Origin of the sequence: Vreelandella nigrificans (genome assembly GCF_002374315.1) — a bacterium.
GTDB classification, from domain to species: Bacteria; Pseudomonadota; Gammaproteobacteria; order Pseudomonadales; family Halomonadaceae; genus Vreelandella; species Vreelandella nigrificans.
On sequence record NZ_NWUX01000013.1, the window covers coordinates 86,935 to 106,549 of the forward strand.

At 54.9% G+C, this 19,615-nt stretch carries 13 protein-coding genes; 12 read left to right on the forward strand and 1 reads right to left on the reverse strand.

All coding sequences use genetic code 11. The features are described from left to right. The first annotated feature begins 88 nt into the window (after positions 1-88). From CPA45_RS14380 to sucD, 5 genes are all read left to right on the forward strand, one after another. The gene (locus CPA45_RS14380) at positions 89-2,923 is read left to right on the forward strand and encodes a 2-oxoglutarate dehydrogenase E1 component (RefSeq protein WP_096652592.1); all 2,835 of its coding nucleotides are present in this window, start codon (positions 89-91) and stop codon (positions 2,921-2,923) included. Positions 2,924-2,961: 38 nt separating this feature from the next. Further along, complete coding sequence (odhB, locus tag CPA45_RS14385; RefSeq protein ID WP_096652594.1) at positions 2,962-4,515, forward strand: 2-oxoglutarate dehydrogenase complex dihydrolipoyllysine-residue succinyltransferase; 1,554 nt, start codon at positions 2,962-2,964, stop codon at positions 4,513-4,515. 111 nt (positions 4,516-4,626) lie between these two features. Then, complete coding sequence (gene lpdA, locus CPA45_RS14390) at positions 4,627-6,066, forward strand: dihydrolipoyl dehydrogenase (RefSeq protein WP_096652596.1); 1,440 nt, start codon at positions 4,627-4,629, stop codon at positions 6,064-6,066. 177 nt (positions 6,067-6,243) lie between these two features. Continuing rightward, positions 6,244-7,410 (forward strand): ADP-forming succinate--CoA ligase subunit beta, encoded by a 1,167-nt coding sequence (gene sucC / locus CPA45_RS14395; protein ID WP_078086856.1) that lies wholly within the window; start codon positions 6,244-6,246, stop codon positions 7,408-7,410. Then, positions 7,410-8,282, forward strand: coding sequence for a succinate--CoA ligase subunit alpha (sucD, locus tag CPA45_RS14400; protein ID WP_078086857.1), 873 nt, complete (start codon positions 7,410-7,412; stop codon positions 8,280-8,282). The genes sucC and sucD overlap by 1 nt, the downstream gene beginning before the upstream one ends. 136 nt (positions 8,283-8,418) lie before the next feature. On the opposite strand, the gene CPA45_RS14405 is transcribed toward sucD, so the two are convergent. After that, positions 8,419-10,359: an exoribonuclease II gene (locus CPA45_RS14405; protein ID WP_096652660.1), complete on the reverse strand. Its 1,941-nt coding sequence runs from the start codon at positions 10,357-10,359 to the stop codon at positions 8,419-8,421. Positions 10,360-10,652: 293 nt separating this feature from the next. On the opposite strand from CPA45_RS14405, the gene CPA45_RS14410 reads away from it, so the two are divergent. The 7 genes from CPA45_RS14410 (at position 10,653) to CPA45_RS14440 (ending at position 19,586) form a co-directional block, all read left to right on the forward strand. After that, the gene (locus CPA45_RS14410) at positions 10,653-11,387 is read left to right on the forward strand and encodes a GntR family transcriptional regulator (RefSeq protein ID WP_096652598.1); all 735 of its coding nucleotides are present in this window, start codon (positions 10,653-10,655) and stop codon (positions 11,385-11,387) included. Positions 11,388-11,395: 8 nt separating this feature from the next. After that, positions 11,396-12,520, forward strand: a complete 1,125-nt coding sequence (gene nagA, locus CPA45_RS14415; RefSeq protein WP_096652600.1) for an N-acetylglucosamine-6-phosphate deacetylase — start codon at positions 11,396-11,398, stop codon at positions 12,518-12,520. After that, positions 12,511-13,530 carry an SIS domain-containing protein gene (locus CPA45_RS14420; protein ID WP_096652602.1) on the forward strand — a complete coding sequence of 340 codons (1,020 nt, stop codon included), beginning with the start codon at positions 12,511-12,513 and terminating at the stop codon, positions 13,528-13,530. The genes nagA and CPA45_RS14420 overlap by 10 nt, the downstream gene beginning before the upstream one ends. A gap of 29 nt (positions 13,531-13,559) precedes the next feature. Continuing rightward, positions 13,560-16,139: a phosphoenolpyruvate--protein phosphotransferase gene (ptsP, locus tag CPA45_RS14425; protein ID WP_096652604.1), complete on the forward strand. Its 2,580-nt coding sequence runs from the start codon at positions 13,560-13,562 to the stop codon at positions 16,137-16,139. Between the two features lies 1 nt (position 16,140). Then, positions 16,141-17,859 (forward strand): N-acetylglucosamine-specific PTS transporter subunit IIBC, encoded by a 1,719-nt coding sequence (gene nagE, locus CPA45_RS14430; RefSeq protein WP_096652606.1) that lies wholly within the window; start codon positions 16,141-16,143, stop codon positions 17,857-17,859. Positions 17,860-17,916: 57 nt separating this feature from the next. Next, entirely contained in the window at positions 17,917-18,714 is a 798-nt protein-coding gene (locus CPA45_RS14435; protein WP_096652608.1) for an HAD family hydrolase, read from the forward strand. A 146-nt stretch (positions 18,715-18,860) separates the two neighbouring features. After that, positions 18,861-19,586: a response regulator gene (locus tag CPA45_RS14440; RefSeq protein ID WP_096652610.1), complete on the forward strand. Its 726-nt coding sequence runs from the start codon at positions 18,861-18,863 to the stop codon at positions 19,584-19,586. Positions 19,587-19,615: the final 29 nt, after the last annotated feature.

The window sequence follows — 19,615 nt, forward strand, 5'->3', positions numbered from 1 at the left end:
GTCCCGCCCCGCCGGCAGGGCAATAGCGATGTCGTTGCGTTAGTGCAGCGATACCGATACCACCCCATCAGTGCAGGGTGACCGAGAGATGCAACAAGGCATAATGGAGTTGATGTGGCGTTCCTCTCACGTTAGTGGCGGCAATGTCCACTACGTGGAAGCGCTTTACGAGCAGTACCTCGCCGATCCCGATTCTGTCCCTGACGAATGGCGCAGCTATTTTGACCAGCTGCCGCGTCCCGAGGGCAGTGCCTCCCACGATGTTCCACTAAGCCCCATCCGTGATCAGTTCTACCAGCTAGGTCGAGAAAGTCGTCCAGGCCAGGTAGTCGCCGCTGTTGATAGTGGTGAGAATAAAAAACAGGTTAAAGTCCTGCAGCTGATCAACGCATACCGCTTCCGTGGTCATCAGAAGGCCAATATCGACCCGCTGGGACTGCGTAATCCCACCCCCGTCCCCGACCTCGACCTGTCGTTTCATCAGCTTTCAAAAGCTGATCTTGACACCGAGTTCCAGACCGGTTCGTTTTTCTTAGGTATTGATAAAGCGCCGCTGCGTGAAATCGTTGATGCGCTGGAGCAGACTTATTGCCGCTCCATCGGCTGTGAGATCATGCACATCGTTGATACCGAAGAGAAACGCTGGCTGCAGCGTCGCTTTGAGTCGGTTCGTAGTGCCCCCAAATTCAGCGATGACGTGCGCAAGCATATTCTTGAGCGCTTAACCGCTGCTGAAGGTTTGGAAAATTACCTGGCGTCTAAGTACCCAGGCACCAAACGCTTCGGTTTGGAAGGCGGCGAATCGTTTGTACCAATGATGGACGAACTAATCCAGCGTGCTGGCGGTTATGGCACTAAAGAAGTCGTTATTGGTATGGCTCACCGTGGCCGTCTCAATCTGTTGGTTAATATTCTGGGTAAAAACCCTGCTGACTTGATTGATGAGTTTGACGGCAAAAAAGTGATTGAGCGTGGTTCTGGCGACGTCAAATATCACCAGGGCTTTAGCTCTAACGTCATGTCGCCTGGTGGTGAAGTCCACTTGGCCATGTCGTTCAACCCCTCGCACCTTGAAATCGTGGCGCCGGTGGTTGAAGGCTCTGTACGCGCACGCCAAGATCGCCGTAATGATGAAGAGGGCAGCAAAGTACTGCCAATCAACGTCCATGGTGATGCTGCCTTTGCTGGCCAGGGTGTGGTGATGGAGACATTCCAGATGTCTCAAACCCGTGCCTATAAAACCGGCGGCACGATACATATCGTGATCAACAACCAGGTCGGCTTTACTACGTCGAACCCCCTGGATGCGCGTTCAACCGAATACTGTACTGATATTGCCAAAATGGTTCAGGCGCCGATTTTTCACGTTAACGGCGATGACCCTGATGCGGTAATTCATGCTACCCAGGTGGCACTGGATTATCGTCAGCAGTTCAAGAAAGACGTGGTGATTGACTTGGTGTGCTACCGCCGTCGCGGACATAACGAAGCCGACGAGCCGTCAGGCACCCAACCGATGATGTACTCCAAAATCAAAGATCATCCCTCCTCGCGTACGCTGTATGCCCAGCGTTTGGTTGGGCAGGGGGTGCTCTCTGAAGATGATGCCAAGGCGATGGTTGAAACCTATCGCAATGACTTAGTGGCGGGTAATCACGTTGCTAATGCATTAGTGCAAGAGCCAAATGCTTCTCTGTTTGTCAACTGGGCGCCGTATCTGGGCCACGAGTGGACTGGTGACGCAGACACAACCTTCGATATGAAGCGTTTGCAGCAGCTTGCAGCGAAAATGTGCGACATCCCCGATGGGGTGGACGTGCAGCGCCAAGTTGCCAAAATTTATGAAGACCGCCGTAAAATGCAGGCGGGTGGCTTGGGGCTTAACTGGGGCTTCGCTGAAACCCTTGCTTACGCCACGTTGCTCGACCAAGGCCATCCGATTCGTATTACGGGCCAGGACGTAGGTCGCGGTACCTTCTCTCACCGCCATGCAGTGATACATAACCAGAAAGATGGTTCTACCTATGTACCGCTGCAGAACATGGCCGACAGCCAGCCACGCTTCACTATTCACGACTCCTTCCTTTCTGAAGAAGCCGTGTTGGCCTTTGAGTATGGCTATTCCACCACTGCGCCAAATGACCTCATCATTTGGGAAGCCCAGTTTGGTGACTTCTTTAATGGTGCGCAGGTTGTTGTTGACCAGTTTATCTCTTCTGGTGAAACCAAATGGGGCCGACTGTGTGGTTTAACCATGCTGCTACCCCATGGCTACGAAGGCCAGGGTCCTGAGCACTCTTCAGCGCGTTTAGAGCGTTTCTTACAGCTATGTGCTGAGCACAATATGCAAGTATGTGTGCCCACCACTCCAGCCCAAATCTACCATCTGCTGCGTCGTCAGGTAATCCGTCCGTTGCGCAAGCCGTTGGTAGTTATGTCGCCTAAGTCACTGTTACGCCACAAAGAAGCGGTGTCTAGCCTGGAAGATCTTGCCCATGGCAAGTTCCACATGGTATTGCCAGATCAGGCAGAACTTGTGGCTGAGCAAGTAACGCGTGTGATTATGTGTGCCGGTAAGGTGTACTACGATTTAGCTAATTGGCGCGCCGAAAACGAGCGTAATGACACGGCGATCATCCGTCTTGAGCAGCTCTATCCCTTCCCGAAAGAAGAGCTTCTAGATGTGCTCCAGGCGTATGCCAATGTGGAAGACATTGTGTGGTGTCAGGAAGAGCCGCTTAACCAAGGCGCCTGGTACTCCAGCCAGCACCACATGCGTGCCGTTGCCGATATTTTGAAAGATGGCTTTGGGCGTGAATTGAAATTTGCAGGACGTCCCGCCTCGGCTGCTCCGGCAGCGGGCTACATGTCCGTCCACACTGAACAGCAGCGCCAGCTGGTGGAAGACGCTTTTAACCTATAAGCGCCCACTAGATTTAGAGAACATATAAGGGAAACGACATGGCTATTGATATCAAAGCGCCAACCTTTCCGGAATCCGTTGCCGAAGGCACTGTCGCCGCGTGGCATAAAAAGCCGGGTGATAGCGTTGAGCGTGACGAGCTGATTGTTGAAATCGAAACCGACAAAGTGGTGCTTGAAGTCGTCGCACCGGAAGCGGGTACCTTGACCGATGTGATGGCCGAAGAGGGCGAGACCGTCGAGTCTGAGCAGGTGTTGGGTAAAATTGGCGAAGCCAGCGCAGCAAGTGGTAAAGAAGACAAATCTTCTGATGATGCTAGTGCTAAAAAGCCTGCTGAGAAAAGCGAAGAGAAGAAAGCCAGCGCCGGTAATGGCTCTGGTAAAAAGCACGATGTGAAAGCGCCTAGCTTCCCTGAGTCGATCCAGGAAGGCACCGTGGCTACCTGGCACAAGAAAGTAGGTGAAGCGGTTAAGCGCGACGAAGTGCTGGCCGACATCGAAACTGACAAGGTCGTACTGGAAGTAGTTGCTCCCGCTGATGGCGCCCTGGCAGAGATTAAAGCCGAAGAAGGTAGCCAGGTAGAATCTGAAGCGGTCCTGGCTATTTTTGCAGAAGGTGCGGGTGACGAGAGCGCCACCATCGCTGATAAGACGCCTGCGGCTTCTGCGGACGATGGCTCAGGCGATGAGAAAATTGGTGATAAAATTCTCGCGCCAGCTGCCCGTAAAATGGTTGCTGAGCACGATCTGGATGTTGCAAAGATTGACGGTACCGGCAAAGGCGGCCGTATCTTGAAAGAAGACGTTCAGAAAGCAGTCAAAGATGGCTCTGCTAAGAAAGCGAGCGCCTCTGCTCCGGCAAAAGCAGCTGCAGCCCCTGCGGTAGAAGGCGAGCGTATCGAGAAACGCGTGCCTATGAGCCGTCTGCGTCAAACCATTGCCAAGCGTTTGGTTCAAGCTCAGCAAACGGCTGCGATGTTGACGACTTACAACGAAGTGGACATGAGTGAGATCATGGCCCTGCGTGCACAGTACAAAGACACCTTCCAAAAAGCTCACGATATTAAGCTGGGCTTTATGGGCTTCTTTGTTAAAGCAGCGTCTGAAGCGCTCAAGCGCTTCCCGGATGTCAACGCCTCTATCGACGGTACTGACATTGTCTACCACGGCTATCAGGATATCGGTGTAGCGGTATCTACCGATCGTGGCTTAGTGGTGCCGGTGCTACGCGATACCGACAGCATGAAAATTGCCGACGTTGAGCGTGCAATTGTGGACTTCGGTAAGCGTGGTCGTGACGGTAAGCTGGGCATGGATGACATGATCGGCGGCACCTTTACCATCACCAATGGCGGTACTTTTGGCTCCTTGATGTCGACGCCGATCATCAACCCGCCGCAAACCGCTATTCTGGGCATGCATAAGATCCAGGATCGTCCCATGGCCGTTAATGGTAAGGTCGAGATTCGCCCGATGATGTACCTGGCGCTCTCTTATGACCACCGCATGATTGACGGTAAAGACGCAGTTCGCTTCCTGGTAACTATCAAAGAGTTGCTGGAAGACCCTGCACGCCTGTTGCTGGATGTATAACGGAGCGCGTTGATACGCCTCCGATTTAACTAGCGTTCTTATGCAATCGCACACTGCCTCTTGCCCGATTTAGATTAAACGGGCGGAGGCAACCAAGCTAAAGGAGCCAACATGGCTGATAAGTTTGACGTGATCGTTATTGGTGCAGGCCCTGGTGGCTACGTTGCCGCCATTCGTGCTGCGCAAATGGGCCTGAAAGTTGCCTGTGTTGAGAAATGGATTGGTAAAGAAGGCAACGTGGTGCACGGCGGCACCTGCTTAAACGTAGGCTGTATCCCGTCTAAAGCATTGCTTGAAGCCTCGCACAAATTTGTTGAAGCTAAGCACGATTTCGACGATATGGGTATTCAGGCAGGTGACGTCTCCATGGACGTCAAAAAAATGATGGCCCGCAAGGACAAGATCGTTAAGAACTTGACCGGCGGCATCTCTGGCCTGTTCAAGGCCAATGGCGTTACTGCCATTGAAGGTACTGGTAAAGTAGTTTCTGGTAAGCAGGTTGAAGTTACTGACCTCGAAGGCAAGGCCACTAAGTACGACGCTGATAATATTGTCATTGCTGCAGGCTCCGTGCCGGTTGAAATTCCGCCGACGCCGATGACCGAAGGTTTGATTGTTGACTCCACTGGTGCGCTTGAATTCCAGGAAACGCCGAAGCGTCTTGGTGTTATCGGTGCTGGTGTTATCGGTCTTGAGCTGGGCAGCGTGTGGAATCGCTTAGGCTCTGAAGTCACTGTTTTGGAAGCGATGGATGCGTTTCTGCCGATGGTTGATACCACCATCGCCAAAGAGACTCAAAAGTTACTCAAAAAGCAGGGCCTGGATATTAAACTGGGCGCTCGTGTTACCGGTTCGGAAGTTAAGGGCGAAGAAGTCGTCGTCAAATATACTGACGGCAGCGGTGAGCAAGAAATGACCTTCGACAAGCTGATCGTTTGCGTTGGTCGCCGTCCTTACACCAAAGGCGTCATTGCAGATGGCGTTGGTGTTGAACTCGATGAGCGTGGTTTTATCTTCGTCGACGACCAGTGCCGCACCAATGTGCCAGGCGTTTACGCCATTGGTGACTGTGTACGTGGTCCAATGCTTGCCCATAAAGCCTCTGAAGAAGGCATTATGGTGGCTGATATTATTGCCGGCCACAAAGCTGAAATGAACTACGATACTATCCCCAGCGTTATCTACACCTTCCCAGAAGTAGCATGGGTAGGTATGACCGAGCAGGACGCTAAAGCGAAAGGTATCGAAGTTAAAACCGGCAGCTTCCCCTTTGCGGCTAGCGGCCGTGCGATGGCTAACAATGCCACCGAAGGTAGTGCCAAGATTATCGCTGATGCGGAAACTGACCGTATCCTTGGCATGCATATCGTTGGTCAGCACGCGGGCGAAATGATTGCCCAAGGCGTGATTGCCATGGAATTTGGCTCTAGCGCCGAAGACCTGGCCTTAACCTGCTATGCACACCCGACCATGTCGGAAGCTGTGCATGAAGCAGCACTTGCGGTAGAAGGCCATGCCATTCACATGGCTAACCGTAAGAAGCGTAAGTAATTCGCTAAGCAACAACCAAGCGCCACCGTCAGGTGGCGCAACGCTTTCGGCTTTGTCTTAATCCACAAAGATCGAAAGAACGGGGATGACCAGCTCTTTTAAGAACATTGTTGTAAGACAGTTCTTTTAAAGCAACTGATCATCGTTCGAGTCACATGCAACCAATGGCATGAATCGATGAATCTTCACGAGTATCAAGGCAAACAGCTGTTTGCTGATTATGGTCTGCCAGTGTCCAAAGGCTTTGCCGTGGACACTCCCGAAGAAGCGGAAGAAGCTTGTAAAAAAATCGGCGGTGATATGTGGGTGGTTAAAGCCCAGGTTCACGCGGGTGGCCGTGGTAAAGCGGGTGGCGTTAAGCTGATTAAAGATCCCGCTGAAGCGAAGGCATTTGCTGAGCAGTGGCTAGGCAAGAACTTGGTTACCTTCCAGACTGACGAAAAAGGTCAGCCGGTTGCCAAGATTTTGGTCGAGACCTGCACTAACATCGCTGACGAGCTCTATTTGGGCGCAGTGGTAGACCGTACTACCCGCCGCGTGGTCTTTATGGCCTCTACCGAAGGCGGTGTAGAAATCGAGACGGTTGCTGAAGAGACGCCGGAAAAAATTCTTAAAGCAGAGATCGACCCGCTGGTTGGCGCGCAGCCCTACCAAGCGCGTGAGCTGGCTTTTGCTCTGGGCCTAAAAGGCGACCAGATCAAACAGTTCACCAAGATCTTCCTGGGCCTCTCCAAGCTTTTCCATGAGAAAGACTTGGCCCTGCTGGAAATCAACCCACTGGTTGTTACTGACGAAGGCAATCTGCACTGCCTCGACGCCAAACTGGGTCTAGACAGCAATGCGCTGTACCGTCACCCAGACCTGCAAGCAATGCGCGATCCTTCCCAAGAAGATTCTCGCGAAGCTGATGCAGCGAAGTGGGAGCTTAACTACGTAGCGCTAGATGGCAACATCGGCTGCATGGTTAACGGTGCTGGCCTGGCCATGGGCACCATGGACATCGTCAACCTGAGTGGCGGCAAGCCCGCTAACTTCCTGGATGTAGGCGGCGGCGCGACTAAAGAGCGCGTAGCAGAAGCGTTCAAGATCATCCTGTCTGACGACAACGTCAAAGCCGTTCTAGTTAACATCTTCGGCGGTATTGTTCGCTGCGACATGATTGCTGAAGGCATCATCGGCGCTGTTGAGCAAGTCGGTGTTAACGTACCAGTTGTGGTACGTCTGGAAGGTAACAACGCCGAGCTGGGCACTGAAAAACTAGCGTCTAGCGGTCTGAACATCATCGCTGCTACCAGTCTGACCGACGCGGCACAGCAGGTCGTTAAAGCGGCGGAGGGCAAGTAATGAGCATCCTGATCGATAAGAACACCAAGGTCATCTGCCAAGGTTTCACTGGTGGCCAGGGCACGTTCCACTCCGAACAGGCGATTGCCTATGGCACGCAAATGGTCGGTGGTGTTACACCGGGCAAAGGCGGCCAAACGCACCTGGGTCTGCCCGTATTCAACACCGTGAAAGAAGCGGTCGAGAAAACCGGCGCGGAAGCCAGCGTGATCTACGTTCCGGCACCGTTCTGTAAAGACTCGATTCTTGAAGCCGCTAACGCTGGCATCAAGCTGATCGTGTGTATCACCGAAGGCATCGCAACACTGGACATGCTCGAAGCAAAAGTAAAATGCGACGAGCTGGGTGTACGCCTGATTGGTCCGAACTGCCCAGGTGTTATCACTCCAGGCGAATGCAAAATCGGCATCATGCCGGGCCACATTCACCAGCCGGGTAAAGTCGGTATCGTGTCTCGTTCAGGCACCCTGACTTACGAAGCTGTTAAGCAGACCACTGACCACGGTTTCGGTCAGTCTACCTGTGTTGGCATCGGTGGTGATCCGATCCCAGGCTCTAACTTCATCGACATCCTGGAGATGTTCGAGAAGGATCCGAAAACCGAAGCGATCGTTATGATTGGCGAGATCGGTGGTACCGCTGAAGAAGAAGCAGCAGCGTACATCAAAGCCAACATTTCTAAGCCGGTGGTTTCTTACATTGCTGGTGTGACTGCACCTCCTGGCAAGCGTATGGGCCATGCGGGCGCGATCATCTCTGGCGGTAAAGGCACCGCTGACGAGAAGTTTGCAGCCCTTGAAGACGCCGGTGTTAAAACCGTGCGCTCTTTGGCACAAATCGGTGACGCGCTGAAAGAAGTAACTGGCTGGTAAGCGTTTGCTTACCCATCCAGTCCAGCACGGCCTTTAAGAGCACCTTCGGGTGCTCTTTTCATTGGGCATAAGTAAATGAAGCGCATAAAAAACGCGGCGCTTGAATAAGCGCCGCGTTAGTTAGACCGTCTAGCTGCTAGGCAGCGGGGCGAGCCACCAGCGAGCGGGTCTCCTCGCGGGCTTCAGTGAGTGCTACGCGTAGGCTATCGCCCAGTTTGTAGCGCTCTTCGCCTTCAATCTGAATGCGGCCCTCTTTGTCATCAATGACCACTTTGTCGCGGTCGCTGTGCATTAAAGGCGCTGGTACAAAGGCTGTTGCGCCATTGTCGATCAGGCGTACCCGCATACCACCGCGATTAATCGCCATGATTTCTGCCTCAAAGGTATCCTGATTTTGAGCCGCGGGAGTCAGATAGCGCACATAGAGCCAGTCTTTTACGTCGCGCTCAGCCATGCGGTTTAGGCGACGGCGTTCGGTAAGTTGCTCGGTGAGTTGCTGGCTAGCTTCCGCTGGAGCCTGCTCACCCTTCAGTACGCGCTTAATCAAACGGTGGTTGACCATATCGCCATACTTACGAATCGGCGACGTCCAAGTGGCGTAAGCCGGTAACCCTAGTCCAAAGTGTGGGCCGGGCTGTGCTGACATACTAGTGAAGCCCTGGAAGCGGCGTAGTCGTGCATCCAGCCAGGCATCATCGCGGCTCTCTAAGGCGCGTTTCAGCTCTTTGTAGTGGGCCAGTTCAGTCAATGCTTCCTGCGCGACTTCAATCTGCTGACCAGCCAGGAACTCTTGAGCTGCTTCGGCTTTGTCTGGCTCAAAGGCGCGGTGTACGTTGAAGATGCCGTGACCAATATGCTGGGCGAGGAAGTCGGCACAGCAAGCATTAGCAGCAATCATCGACTCTTCAATCATACGGTTGGCAATGCGCCGATCTTCTGTGCGAATACCCAGCACGTTACCCGCATCGTCCAAGTCGAAGACGTAGTCTGGACGGTCTTTGAACACCAGTGCGTGTTCATTACGCCAAGCGGTACGCGCCTCGGTCAAATCTCGTAGGGCGGTAAGTTGCTCAGCAATATCATCTGCTGGCGCCCAATCTCCTTGACCTTCGATCCAATCAGATACGCTGTCATAAACGAGCTTAGCGTGAGATTTTACGTTCGCGGCAAAGAAACGGTAATCGCCTAGGCTGCCGTCGGCATTAATATTCAGCGTGCAGGCTAACGCTGGGCGCTCTTGGCCTTCCCAGAGCGAGCAAAGGTCATCGGCCAACTGCTCAGGCAACATGGTGACGTTTTGGCCTGGCAAGTAAACGGTAAAGGCGCGGGTACGCGCTTCCAGATCGGCCGCGTGGCCCTCCATGACATAAGCAGTAGGGTCGGCAATGGCAACGCTCATCTGCCAGCCACCTTCGGCGCGAGTGGCAATATGCAGAGCGTCATCCATATCACGCGTTTTTTCACCATCAATGGTGAAGAAGGGGAGTGCTGTAAGGTCCTCCCGCGGAAGCCCTTCATCGATTAATGGCCATTCGTTGCCTGCCTCTGGGCAATCTTGCTCAAGCGCATGGCGGGCTAGGGTAACGCGCCATGGCACGGCAGGGTTATCGGCTTTAGCGACCAACTCATCAATCTGAGTGAAGAAGCCACGGTCGTTCTCTTTGAGCGGGTGGCGCACCAGTCGTGCAACAACCCAGTCGCCATCCGCAATGGTGGCTTCATCTAGGCTGTTCTTAATGCGCGCCTTAAGCACGTTACGAATGGAGGGGTGGTCCGGCACTACTGCGAGGCGGTCTTCGCGCTTTTGCACCCGTGCAACAAAGCGGTCAAGCCCCGCTTCAATTAGCTTTTCGGGTTCAACGGACTTCTTGTCGCCGTTTTCATGAATCACCGCTTCAACGCGGTCACCATGCAGGACCTGCTTCATAGCGGGTGGCGGCACAAAGTAGGATTCACCGCTATCGGTTTCTAGAAAACCAAAACCTTTTTCGGTGGCTTTGATCACCCCTTCAGCGCGTGGGGTGGTTTGACGAATCTGTTGCTTGAGCTGGGCAAGCAGGGAGTTGTTTTGCAGCATGTGTTCAATCAGTTGGCGAGGGTAGCCTGCCACTATACGGATTCCCAAAGGCTGCGCCAATCGTGCTTGCCCTGAAGTTCGCTTCGGCCCTGAACTATCAACGATCTGCGTTCACTCTTGTGTGTGAGTTATCGCCTTGTTGGGCAAACGAACCTCGCTATTTCAACCTCACTATTCAACCCCGCTATTCAACCCCGATATTCAACCATAGTTGTAGCTAATTGGTATTTGATTGGTATCTCATTGGGTCTATAGTGGTATCTAATTGGTATGGCCTTTACTGGAAGATACTCATGGATTCACGCTTTACTCAGCTACACCTTGATCCTCAAGGAGCAACACCGCTTTATCAGCAGCTGGCTCGTCAGCTAGAGCAGGCTATTGAGACTGGTGCGTGGCAAGCCGGGGAGGCACTGCCGTCGGAGCGCAACCTAGCCGAGAGCTTGGCCGTTTCGCGAATTACTGCGCGTAAGGCGTTGGATCGGCTAGCAGAGCTGGGGCTCATTCGTCGTAGCCGTGGCTCTGGCACCTTTATCACTCCCCGCCTCAACCAGTCCCTATCTCGGCTGTCCAGCTTCACCGAGCTACTGACCCAGCGCGGTTTTACACCTAGCTCCCACTGGTTGGAGCGCAAGCTAGCCAACCCCAGTGTGGAAGAAAGCATGCGCCTTGGTCTGGGGGCTGATGTCCAAGTTGCACGTCTCAAGCGCCTGCGCTTAGCCGATGAGGTGGTAATGGCGGTAGAGGAAAGCTGCCTACCCATCTCGGTACTGCCCGATCCGCTAACGGTGAATACGTCGCTTTATGCGGTGTTGGAGGCCAGCGGTAAGGGCATAGCTCGCGCCCTACAGCATGTCACTGCTATCAATGCAGATGCTGAGTTAGCGCTGCTCGCTGAGGTGCCAGAAGGCCAGGCGCTACTCAAAGTGACGCGACTGGGCTACCTCTCCGATGGCACGCCGGCGGAACTCACCATTACCTACTGCCGAACTGATTATTACGACTTTATGGTCGAGCTGACCCGCTAGGAGGTTTTATGCTGTTTGGCAATATCCTCACCTCCGAGGGCTGGCGCCTAGGAGAGATCCATTGGGAAGAGGGGCGTATCAAGCGTATTGATGGCGACCCGGTAGATCCTGACACCAACGACCAGCTACGTATTGTTCCCGGCTTTATAGATTTGCATGTCCATGGTGGGGGTGGTGCCGACACCATGGAAGGTGGCAGGGCGCTTGCCACGCTAGCGCGAACTCACGTGCGTTTTGGAACCACTCGTTTGCTTGCTACCACCATGACGGCGCCAGACGCGCAGATTCGTCAAGTGCTATGTGATATCTCCAACTACATGGAAGCGCAGGAGCCGAATGCAGCCAGGGTATTGGGCGTTCATTTGGAAGGCCCCTATATCAACCCCGGCAAGCTGGGCGCTCAACCCGCCCATGCGCGTAATGGTGTGATTGAGGAGGTTGACGAACTCTGTGCGTTGGCCCCCATCCGCTTGCTGACGCTTGCCCCAGAGTTAGCCGGGCACTATGCGTTAATTCGTCATCTCAGTGAGCGAGGGGTGCGGGTTCAGCTAGGGCATACGCTTGGCAGCTATGAAGAAGGCGTTGAGGCAATGGCTCATGGCGCCTGCGGGTTTACTCATCTGTTCAATGCCATGACCGGCTTGCACCACCGCAAACCTGGCATGGTCGGCGCAGCGCTTGCCCATGCGCAGTACGCCGAACTGATCCCAGACTTGCTACATGTGCATCCTGGAGCCATCCGTACTGCCTTACGTTGCATCCCTAACCTCTACGCCGTGACCGACTCCACCGCTGCAGCAGGCATGCCTGACGGTGATTACCGACTAGGTGAGCAGACCGTCACCAAATGCCTGGGTGGCGTGCGTTTGGCTGATGGCACCCTGGCGGGCAGCACGCTGACGATGGATCAAGCGTTACGTAACTTCGTTAGTCTCGGTCTTACCTTGGCGGATGCCTCGGATCGCCTGTCACGTTTTCCCGCCGACTTTTTAGGTATCGACGATATCGGCCGCCTGCAAGAGGGCGCGTTAGCGGATCTAGTCGTCCTTGACCCTCAACTTAAACTCCAAGCGGTCTATGTCGAAGGCCACCATGTCTGTGGAAATGTCCAAGGAGCCTCACAATGTCTCTGATGCTAGAAGAAACCCGCAACGCCCCTGAGCGTATTCGCGGCCAACTGCAACGTAATGCGTCGCTGCTCGCTGCACTAGGCGAGCGCTTGCGCCTTGCCGAGCCTGTCGCGGCGGTTACCGTGGCCCGGGGAAGCTCCGACCATGCTGCCAGCTACTTTGCTTACCAATGCATGAAGCGTAAAGGCATTCCGGTGGCCTCGCTACCTCCTTCCCTGACCACTCTGGCTAAGGCGCCTTGGCGTCTGACGGGGCAGTTGGCCTTGGCGGTTTCTCAGTCTGGCCAGAGCCCCGATCTAGTGGCTACTCAACAGGCACTAGCCGCCGCTGGCGCGCGTACCGTGGCGTTGGTTAATACCCAGCAATCGCCTCTGGGGGCGGCCAGTGATAGTGAGGTTCCCCTTTATGCTGGGGAGGAGAAGAGTGTCGCCGCCACCAAAAGCTACTTGGCCACGCTTTCCGCTATGGCACAACTCATCGGCCACTGGCAGGAAGATCGCTTGCTACTCACCGCTCTGGATGAATTGCCTGGGCGCTTAACTGAGGCCCTGGCGACAGACTGGTCGCCAGCCATCGAGGCGCTGTTGCATGCCGACAAGATGATGGTGATTGGCCGTGGTGCGGGTCTTGCTGTTGCCCAGGAAGCGGCTCTCAAATTTAAAGAAACCTGTGCCATTCAAGCTGAACCCTTTAGCGGTGCAGAAGTTCGCCATGGCCCGATGGCGCTGATTGGCCCTGATTATCCAGTGCTGGTATTTGCTCCAGCGGGGCCTGAACAGAGCGGTTTGTTGGAGTTGGCTGAATGGCTCAAAAGTGTTGGTGCTCGAGTAATACTGGCCGCGGACAAGGGCGTAGTACAGCGCAATTTGACCTTGGTAGATGCTGGCCATGAGGACCTGCAGCCACTGTCGGTGATCCAGAGTTTTTATCAAATGGTGGCTGGTCTTGCGGCGGCTCGAGGAAGCGATCCAGATCGCCCTCGGCACCTCAATAAAGTCACCTGCACCCTGTAACGCATAACAACAATATTGGGAGTACTCCCATGTCAGACTCTAATCAATCCCTAACACTGCAGGCCCCGATTTCGGGGGTTGTGGTGCCTCTTATCGCGGTGCCTGACCCTGTTTTCGCCAGTCTAACCTTGGGAGAGGGTATTGCTCTCGATCCGTTGGGCGAGTGTCTACATGCTCCCTGTGATGGTGAAGTGGTGCAGTGTGCGCGTACCCATCATGCATTTACCCTAAAAACCAAGGCAGGTGTTGAGTTACTGCTCCACCTAGGCCTGGATACGGTTGAGTTAAACGGGAAAGGTATAGAGCCTTTGGTCTCCGTAGGTGATCAGGTGCGCGCAGGAGATCCGTTGTGTCGTTTCGATGCCGACGCATTAGCGCGGGGCGCGAGTGCGCTGATTACCCCATTGGTGATTACCGAGGCGGCTGGCTGGCAATTGCTGCCGTCTAAGCACCGCGAGGGGGAGCGTGTTTCACTGGGTGAACCCTTACTGGTGTTAACCCGTACCGCCGTTGAACAATCCAATCGACGAGCTGATGGGCCGTTAGCTGAGCGCCCTGTAACCCTGGCTTTAGCATCGGGCCTGCATGCCCGTCCCGCCGCACGACTTCGTGCTATTGCTCGGGAGCACAGCGTTAGCCTAACGGTGCAACATGAGTGTTCAACCGGCAATATCGACAGTGCTAATGCCGATAGCCTTAGTGCATTAATGAACTTGGGCTTGGTCGAAGGTGCAACGTTAAGGCTGACTGCCCAAGGAGAGGCTGCTGAGGCAGCGCTAGATGCTGCCGAGCGGCTGTTGACAACTCCCGAGGTGGAGGAGCACAGCGCACCTCCGTCAGCTACGTTAACTGCTGCGGTACTTAACAAGGGGGAACTGGCTGGCTTAGTGGCTAGCCCTGGTTTGGCCATCGGCCCGCTTGTCTCATACCAGTTATCGCTACCCGCTGTGCCCCTGGTGGGTGAGGGCGAAGCTGTTGAGATGGCTCGCTTGGAAGAGGCGCTGTTACGCGTCGGCGAGGCGCTAGCTCAAGCTGAAGTGCAAGCGACGCGTCAGGGGCAGAGCGCCGAGGCGGAAATTTTTGCTGCCCATCGTGCCTGGCTAGAAGATCCCGATTTGGTAGCAGCGGCAGGGGATCATATAGGTGAAGGGCACAGTGCTGGTCACGCTTGGCGAGAAGCATTGGACGCCGAAGCCGTACGGCTCGCGGCGAGTGGAAATATGCTGCTTGCCGCTAGAGTTGCTGATCTGCGCGACTTACAGCGTCGTGTGATGGCTGAGTTAAGCGATGATCAGCAAGAGGCACTTCCTGAACTGCCAAAGAACGCCATCGTTGTGGCTGAGGAACTGACACCTTCGGAGCTGGTAGCTGTTGCCTCCCAGCGTCCGGCAGGGCTTTGTCTCGCTGGTGGTGGCACTACTTCCCATGTAGCTATTTTAGCCCGCGCCAGGGGTATTCCCTGCTTAGTGGCCATGGGAGCAAGCCTGATCGATGCAGCGCATCGCGCCACAGGCGAGAGTGTCATTCTAGATGCAGAAAACGGGCGCTTGGCGCTGACGCCTAGCCCCACTCAGCGGGCGGAAGTGGCAGAGCGCATTGATACCCGCCTGCATGAGGCTGAGAGGGCGAAGGCGTTAGCGCATGAGCCAGCGATCACTCTGGATGGGCGAAAGATTGAGGTATGCGCCAATATCGGTGGTGCCGCAGAGGCACGTCTGGCAGCGGATTCAGGTGCTGATGGCGTGGGTTTACTGCGCAGCGAATTCCTTTTCCTGGAACGTGATAGTGCCCCCAGCGAGATCACTCAATGTGACGAATATCAGGCTGCTCTGGAAGCCCTAGGCGGTAAGCCTGTGATTATTCGCACTCTGGATATCGGTGCTGACAAGCAGTTGCCTTACCTGCGGTTACCTTCAGTTCCTAACCCCGCGCTGGGCGTACGCGGTGCTCGTTTGTGGGCCAGCCACCCTGAACTGCTGGAGACCCAGCTTAGGGCGTTGCTCGGCGTCACTCCGTTGGAAACATTGCACATCATGCTGCCCATGGTCAGCGAGGTTGGCGAGCTACGCGAAGTTCGTCGGCGCCTGGAAGTGCTGGCTTGTGAAATGGGGCTCGACGCACGGCCGCGCCTCGGTGCCATGATCGAGGTGCCTAGTGCCGCTCTGTGCGCAAGAAGCCTCGCTGTTGAGGCGGATTTTCTCTCAATCGGTACCAACGATCTAACCCAGTACACCCTGGCGATGGATCGTGAGGACCCGACGCTCACTGCACGAGCTGATGTATTGCATCCCGCGGTATTGCGGTTGATTCAGGCGACGGTAGACGGTGCGCAGGGGCACTGCCCCGTGGGAGTGTGCGGTGCCGCTGCTGGTGATGAGCTGGTCGCGCTCCTGCTTGTCGCGCTGGGTGTCGACGAACTCTCTGTGGAGCCAGCACGTGTGCCTGCTGTGAAAGCCGCCCTTCGTTGCCTGAATGCTACCGCGCTGGCAGATGAGATTCCCGAGCTACTGGCCCTAGACGATGCTGCTGCTGTACGCCAGCACTTAAGCGCGTGGTTGGCCCAAACCAATCATACCGACATAACAACAACGACTCTGGAGAGGTGCTGAAATGTCTTCCACGACCCTCGGTTCCCGTCTGATGGGCGGACTTCAGCGGCTTGGCCGCTCTCTGATGCTACCCATCGCGGTATTGCCTATCGCAGGCCTATTACTGCGTCTTGGCCAACCTGATTTGCTGGATATTGCCTTCATTGCTGGCGCTGGCGAGGCTATTTTCGCCAACCTAGCACTGATTTTTGCTATCGGCCTAGCCGTAGGCTTCGCGGATGATAGTAACGGCGCTGCCGGCCTAGCCGGTGTGATTGGCTATCTGGTGCTAGATGCGGTGCTGACTGCTCTTAACCCTGAGATCGATATGGGGGTGCTGGCAGGGATTATTGCCGGTAGCGTGGCAGGTCTGCTTTATAATCGCTATAAGTCGATTCAACTCCCTGACTATCTTGCCTTTTTTGGTGGGCGACGCTTTGTGCCTATTGCCACTGGCCTAGCTGCGGTGGCAATGGGGGTTGTTTTTGGGATGATTTGGCCGCCCATCCAACATGGAATTGATGCACTTGGTCACTGGCTGATCGGCGCCGGTGAGCTGGGGCTTTTCGTGTACGGAACAATTAATCGTTTGTTGATTGTGACGGGTCTGCATCACGTGCTGAATAGCCTAGTGTGGTTCGTTTTCGGCAGTTTCGAGACAGCCTCCGGGGTAGTGGCCAATGGAGACCTTAATCGTTTCTTTGCCGGTGATCCTGCAGCAGGGCGTTTTATGGCGGGCTTCTTCCCGGTGATGATGTTTGGTTTGCCAGCGGCTGCATTGGCGATGTACCACGCTGCCCCCAAGGGGCGTCGTGCTCAGGTAGGAGGCTTGTTACTGTCACTGGCGTTGACGGCTTTCCTCACCGGCGTTACCGAACCCATTGAATTCACATTTATGTTTCTGGCGCCGCTGCTCTATGGCATGCACGCGGTATTGACGGGCGTTTCCATGGCACTGCTGCACTGGTTGGATGTGAAGCTTGGCTTCACCTTCTCCGCAGGGGCCTTTGACTTCGCGCTCTCTTATGGGCTCTCCACCAATGGCTGGCTGATGCTGCCGGTTGGCTTGGCCTATTTTGTTCTCTATTACACGGTATTCCGCTGGGCCATCGTCCGCTTTAATTTACCTACCCCAGGACGCGAGCCGGAAAATACAGCACCCGCAGCAGCCCCAGCGCCACTAGGCGAGCGTGGCTCTGCGTTTATTACTGCTCTAGGGGGAGCGAGCAACCTACAGAGCGTAGGTGCCTGCACCACAAGGTTGCGCTTGGTGTTGGAAAATCCTGAGGCGGTCGATGAGTCGGCCCTGAAGTCGTTGGGCTCTCGGGGGATCATGCGTCTTCAGGGCGGCGGCCTCCAGGTAATTATGGGGCCAATCGCCGATGGTGTGGCGGATGAAATTCGTCAGGCGCTTAAGCAGGAGGGAGCGGCGCTCGGTGATGTTAGTACCACCCCTGCGCAGCACACTGCAGTTCCTTCAACATCTCAGATGGCGGCCTTGCCAGCCGAGATTGTACAGCGCTGGCTGGTGGCCTTAGGGGGAGATGCCAACGTGCAACAGTTGGAAGTCCAGGCGCAAACACGCTTGCGTGTGGAACTGGTCGATGGCGCTCGCCTCGACAACGCTGCGCTGGATCAACTGGGATGTAGAGGCATCCAGGCGTTGAGTGGTAATGTTTGGCATCTGATTGTGGGTGTCCATGCGGCTAGCGTTGCACAGTCGCTAGGAACGCAACGCTAGCAATGTATAACAGCTGCCCGGTCGTTGTCGGGCAGCTGCTGACCAAGGGAGTTCAGTATGACCTCACGCCTTATCGTTTCCGATCTTGACGGTACGCTGCTTGGCAGCGACCACCGGCTGCACGAAAGTACTATTGAGGTACTACGGGCTCTCGTAAAGCAAGGCCATCATGTCGCACTTGCTTCTGGTCGCCACTATCATGATATGAAGGTGTTTCGCGATCAGTTGGATATCCCCGCGCATTTGATCAGTACCAACGGCGCCTATGTTCATGACCCGAAAGATATCTTGCTGGCCGCTTCTCACGTTGACCCTGAATATGCAAAGACGCTGATAGATCTGCCACGACCGCCTCAGGTGCGGCTTAATCTATACCGCGAGAGCGGCTGGCATATTGATGCAGAGGCTCCTCAGTTACTCTCCCTGCATGCCTCCACCGGGTTTAGTTATGAAGTAGTGCCCTCGGCGCAGATGGATCCCAGTGGGGTGGGAAAAGTACTCTATTTGGGTGATCCGGATGCACTGAAACAGCTGGAAATCCAGGCCCAAGAGGCCCACGGCGAAGGGCTGCATATTACTTACTCAACGATTGATTCGCTGGAAATCATGGCAGGAGGCGTTAATAAAGGCGTAGCGCTGTCATCGCTACTGGAACGGTTGAGCTTAACGCCCGCAGATTGCTTAGCATTCGGTGATAATCTTAACGATACCGAAATGCTCGACTTGGCAGGGGAGGCCCAGGTGATGGCTAATGCTCATCCCGCTCTATTTGATCGTGTAAAGGGCGCAGAGCGTATCGGCCACCATGGTGAAGCTGCCGTTGCTGAGTGGCTAGCAAAACGCTTCGCGCTGTAACAAACGCTTCGTGATGCAAACTATTTTGTACTAACGCAGTTGCAACCTTGGTCTATGGCCGCTTGCGATAGGGTGGCCACTCCACCATCATCTAGCCCCTAAAATGATAATAACGAGTGATCATAACTTAGGGGTACTTTGCTACCATGACAACCACGCCTGCTACCTTAATGGTCGTCGATGATGACCCGGAAATCCGTGAGTTGCTGGCCGACTATTTGGGGCGTCACGGTTACCAGGTACTGACTGCTGATGGTGCCGACTCGCTATATCTTCTGTTGGCTGATCACACGCCGGACCTATTAATTGTCGATGTGATGATGCCGGGGGATGATGGCTTTACTGTCTGCCGTGAGTTGCGCAAAACCAGCGAAACACCCATCATTATGCTCACCGCCAGTGCCGATGATACTGACCGTATATTGGGGTTAGAGTTGGGGGCAGATGACTATATCGGCAAGCCCTTTAATCCCCGTGAATTGCTGGCGCGTATCAAAGCGGTATTACGGCGTACCCGTTGTGCGCCACCTGCACTTCCACCTGGGCAGGCCCGCTGGGTCAGTTTTGGCCATTGGCAGCTCGACCGTATGACCCGCGAATTGATCGATTTACAGGGCGAGCGCACCGCGCTTTCGGGAGCAGATTTTCAGCTACTGCAGGTGTTTTTAGAGCGCCCCGCCACAGTGATTACTCGCGATGATCTTTATGTGCTAACCCGTGGACGGGACGCGCCGCCGTTGGATCGCTCTATTGACGTTCATGTTTGCCGCTTGCGCCAACGCTTGGGTGAAGATGCTCAGCATTCGCAGCTAATTCGCACGGTGCGTGGAGCGGGCTATGTGTTGACCGCCCAGGTAGATGCATTAACGTGAGATACGCTAAATGGGCTAATGCTAGGCGA